At 36.1% G+C, this 3,543-nt stretch carries 5 protein-coding genes, 2 tRNA genes and 1 pseudogene; 5 read left to right on the top strand and 3 right to left on the bottom strand.

The window, feature by feature from the left end; all coding sequences use genetic code 11:
- Window positions 1-92 precede the first annotated feature (92 nt).
- Entirely contained in the window at window positions 93-383 is a 291-nt protein-coding gene (locus BHE89_RS25670; protein WP_286146099.1) for a hypothetical protein, read from the bottom strand.
- Complete coding sequence (locus BHE89_RS25665; protein ID WP_286146098.1) at window positions 373-1,125, bottom strand: hypothetical protein; 753 nt, start codon at window positions 1,123-1,125, stop codon at window positions 373-375. Before BHE89_RS25665 ends, BHE89_RS25670 begins: the two co-directional genes overlap by 11 nt.
- 457 nt (window positions 1,126-1,582) lie before the next feature.
- On the opposite strand from BHE89_RS25665, the gene BHE89_RS12455 reads away from it, so the two are divergent.
- A tRNA-Ser gene (locus BHE89_RS12455) sits at window positions 1,583-1,670 on the top strand.
- Between the two features lie 6 nt (window positions 1,671-1,676).
- A tRNA-Thr gene (locus tag BHE89_RS12450) sits at window positions 1,677-1,752 on the top strand.
- Window positions 1,753-1,893: 141 nt separating this feature from the next.
- Here the strand turns inward: BHE89_RS12450 and BHE89_RS12445 are convergent.
- Window positions 1,894-2,631: a LexA family transcriptional regulator gene (locus BHE89_RS12445; RefSeq protein ID WP_069368016.1), complete on the bottom strand. Its 738-nt coding sequence runs from the start codon at window positions 2,629-2,631 to the stop codon at window positions 1,894-1,896.
- A 224-nt stretch (window positions 2,632-2,855) separates the two neighbouring features.
- Here BHE89_RS12445 and BHE89_RS12440 point away from each other — a divergent pair, with 224 nt between their 5' ends.
- The 3 genes and pseudogenes from BHE89_RS12440 to BHE89_RS12430 all read left to right on the top strand — a co-directional run.
- Window positions 2,856-2,990: a hypothetical protein gene (locus BHE89_RS12440; RefSeq protein ID WP_282744743.1), complete on the top strand. Its 135-nt coding sequence runs from the start codon at window positions 2,856-2,858 to the stop codon at window positions 2,988-2,990.
- Window positions 2,991-3,140: 150 nt separating this feature from the next.
- On the top strand, window positions 3,141-3,293 hold the full coding sequence (locus tag BHE89_RS12435; RefSeq protein ID WP_077885100.1) for a phage holin family protein: 153 nt from the start codon (window positions 3,141-3,143) through the stop codon (window positions 3,291-3,293).
- Window positions 3,286-3,543, top strand: a pseudogene (locus BHE89_RS12430) (structural protein); the annotation flags it as partial. The gene BHE89_RS12435 and the pseudogene BHE89_RS12430, both read left to right, overlap by 8 nt.

The raw sequence follows: 3,543 nt of genomic DNA, 5'->3' as shown, positions 1-3,543 counted from the left end.
TGAATAATGATGTATTGTCAATATTGTTGTTATTACTTGTTCTTATTTCATAAATTTCGTTGTTGATGGCCGTTTGGATTAAACCATTGTGCTCAACCGTTATCTTTATTCAGAAATATGAATAATGATGTATTGTCAATATTGTTGTTATTACTTGTTCTTATTTCATAAATTTCGTTGTTGATGGCCGTTTGGATTAAACCATTGTGCTCAACCGCCATCTGACGGATCTTAGATAAATCGATATGAGGCAGTAATTTTTCTGCATGACTATTACTAATAATCTTATGGTTAGAGGAAAAATTATAGACTAATAATCCTATCGGGAGATTTGAAATGATGTCATTTGTCATTTCTTCTTTGATCCGTAGATTACGGGTCATAGAGATATAAGGGAAAAACGTATTTATTACGGATATAGATATGACCAAAGACGGAGATAGAAATAAATGCCAATAGGCTGATTAATAACCAAATATTTTTGTAGGCAATTTCTTTTACCATCGATTTTATCGGATATTCATAAGAGAGTGAATATGGGATCCCGATAATCGGTTGAGAGAAAATCAGTGAAGAGCCATCAGTTGATATTTCAATGTTATTCTTGTCATAAACAGATTGCTGACCTGTTGGAAGTAATCTTAAGTAGTGCGGAGAGAGCTCTGAAGGCAAGAAATTATTGATTGGTAAATCAAACGCCACTACGCTGGTTAACTGACCCGGCACATTAAACATAATACGATAAGTGTAGTAATAGATGTTTTCCGTAGACATCTTCCTAATGGGAGAAAGACTTTCTTTTTCATCTAATGCCGTTGATTGCATTAATAACTCAGAACGCTTATTTTCCGCGGTTAATGTTAAATAGCTTTCTTTGTAACGGATCTCTGGCTTAAGCACCGAATGGGTCGTAATTAAGATAAGATCATTCCCTTTGCCATTTAGATAATAAAGTGAACTGTAATCATTACGTACACCCCAAAGAATTTCGAGTGAATTTGCAAATCGTTGCGCTAACTGAAAGGTTTGCTCATTGGGTTTACCAAATACAATGGAATCTACGGTTTGGTCTCGCCCCTCTAGCCAAAATACATCAGAACGTAACTTTATTGGATTAAGTTTCAATATAGGGAATGCCGAGGTATCGGTTATTTTATTTGATAACTGAAAAAGTTGGTTAGAGTGATAACGGTAATCTTCAACCTGTCGAGCGAATTTGTGAGTTGTATTATTGATAGCGTTCTTTTTTGCTATCTAGCCAAAACATCAAAAATAAACTGTAAGCGTATAGAAAAAAAGTGATATGACCATAAAAAAGAAGAAACAGGGCATATAAGCGAGTTAGTTGTATTTGGCTTGAGTTGGTTCAATGTACGCATTCAGTTTGCGAGCCTTTAAGAGACAATGTAATTAAAAATAGATAAATTGAATAAACAATCACCATTATTCAGCCATTATATTAACAGGTTATCTATTTAAAAGGGATATTCGGATGAACTTTGAGCAAACAAACCAAAAAATCCATTTTTTTTACAATCGGAGCTAGACAGCGAGGTCAGAGATAGGCATAATTCCGCGCTATGGAAGGATGGCCGAGTGGCTGAAGGCAGCGGTCTTGAAAACCGCCGATGGGAAACCATCCTAGAGTTCGAATCTCTATCCTTCCGCCAGAATTAGCCGGCTTAGCTCAGTTGGTAGAGCAACTGACTTGTAATCAGTAGGTCACCAGTTCGACTCCGGTAGCCGGCACCATATAAGAACCCGTTATCTCGTAAGAGGTAGCGGGTTTTTTCTTGGGCAAATTTTAATATAAATGGATATGCATTAAAAAAATACCACAAAAAAAGATTGTGGCATTTTTTGTGTACTACTAAAATCATCTACCTATCACGATCACCAACCCATCACGGACCAATTAAATACTCGCCCTAAAATTTTCACTTCTTCTAATGTAGAACGCTCATCTGGGTAATCAATTGTATTATAACTACGGATGATAATGGTATTATTAGGGAGTCGATGTAAAATTTTGACTCTCAAAAGGTCACCTTGTTGAATAGCATAAATACCGCCATCAACAATTTTCGTATGTCCTGTACTGATAGTGACAATTGAACCATCAGGAATAACAGGAGACATGCTGTCTCCGTGGACTTTAAAGGCAACCGCATCACTCGGCTGCACACCATAACGGTTAAATGTTGAACGAGAAAATCTCAATAATTCCACCTTCTGATTATCAGTGGTACAACTTCCGAAACCTGCTGCTAATTCAATAGTGGTATAGAAGGGGATTTCGACTTCATCGCGTTCTATGGGCGTATTATTATCCCACTCGTCAACCCTTGTCATTTCACTGACTGAGATACCATCATTTTTTTTAGCTCCGCGCCCATATTCTAACCATTCTGCTCGAACATCTAACCATTGGCTTAGTGCTAAAATATTTGTTGGGTCAGGAATTGATTCACCATTTAACCATTTCCACACTGCGGGAGCACTGACTTTTATCCCTTGTTCAGCAAGTGCATCTATAATTCTTTTACCGACTCCGCGACCTGCAATTCCTGAATCTAAGCAAGCTTCTTGAAGCCTTTTTGTGAACTCTGTTTTATTATCATAATTAACCATTGGTTAAATTCCTTTGCTGCTTGACGTTATCTTGGTTAAGATATAACATTAACCATTGGTTAATAAAAGTGTGAGGGTTAACTAAATAAACCGATATAAGAGTGGTAAGTAAAAATCACGTTAAGGTAACGCTATAAAATGCGGGGGAATTTAGATACATAAATGCCATGCCGTGATACATGGATGATCAATGAGTCGTGATAGGAAATCAAAAGGAGTATTAAATGAGACGAGCAAATTTACCTAAATATTTTCCACCAAAAAGCATTGTATTAAGTGATGTAAAAACAGTTAAAGCAGTAGATTCACTCTCAATTACTGATGTAATGATATTATATACCCGCCATTTAGCTTATTAGATAAATAAAACATAACCATACTTATGTTAAAACAGTACTTAAATTTAAGTACGGTGGATGAGTATATTATTTATTACAGTTCCTCCTACTGGAGGTAAGCCATGAGAAACAATGAAAGAATAAAGAATATCAGCCTCCCTAGCTGGGCTGATGTGTGCAATGTTTGCTTGGTTTAAAGATATTCTAATTTTATTTAATATTAATCATGAGTTTGCTTACTTAGCCAGTGTGTTTATTGGTTATGTCGGAGTAGATCCCGTGAGTAAACTCCTTAAAGGAAGAGCAGGAGTTACAAATGGCTAAAAAAGTACGAGGTGTGCGTAATAATAACCCTGGTAATATTCGGCACGGCTCGAAATGGAAAGGATTATCCATAGAGCAAACAGATAACGATTTTTGCCAATTTATTTCACCTGAATATGGAATACGAGCTATCTACAAATTATTACAAACGTACCAAAAAAAATATGGTTTAAATACCATTAAAACCATTATTAATCGTTATGCTCCACCTAACGAAAATAATACAGCAGGCTATATTAGGCGAGCATCA

It is taken from the genome of Shigella sp. FC1967 (assembly GCF_001743005.1).
Classification (GTDB): domain Bacteria; phylum Pseudomonadota; class Gammaproteobacteria; order Enterobacterales; family Enterobacteriaceae; genus Proteus.
The sequence above is the reverse complement of the archived record's forward strand: the minus strand, read 5'-3'. Positions and strand labels throughout refer to the sequence as shown.

Bases quoted from the DNA above. Each gene is read 5' to 3' on its own strand.
- BHE89_RS25670 (WP_286146099.1), bottom strand. From the start codon at position 383: ATGACCCGTAATCTACGGATCAAAGAAGAAATGACAAATGACATCATT.
- BHE89_RS12445 (WP_069368016.1), bottom strand. From the start codon at position 2,631: ATGGTTAATTATGATAATAAAACAGAGTTCACAAAAAGGCTTCAAGAA.
- BHE89_RS12440 (WP_282744743.1), top strand. From the start codon at position 2,856: ATGAGACGAGCAAATTTACCTAAATATTTTCCACCAAAAAGCATTGTA.
- BHE89_RS12435 (WP_077885100.1), top strand. From the start codon at position 3,141: ATGTGTGCAATGTTTGCTTGGTTTAAAGATATTCTAATTTTATTTAAT.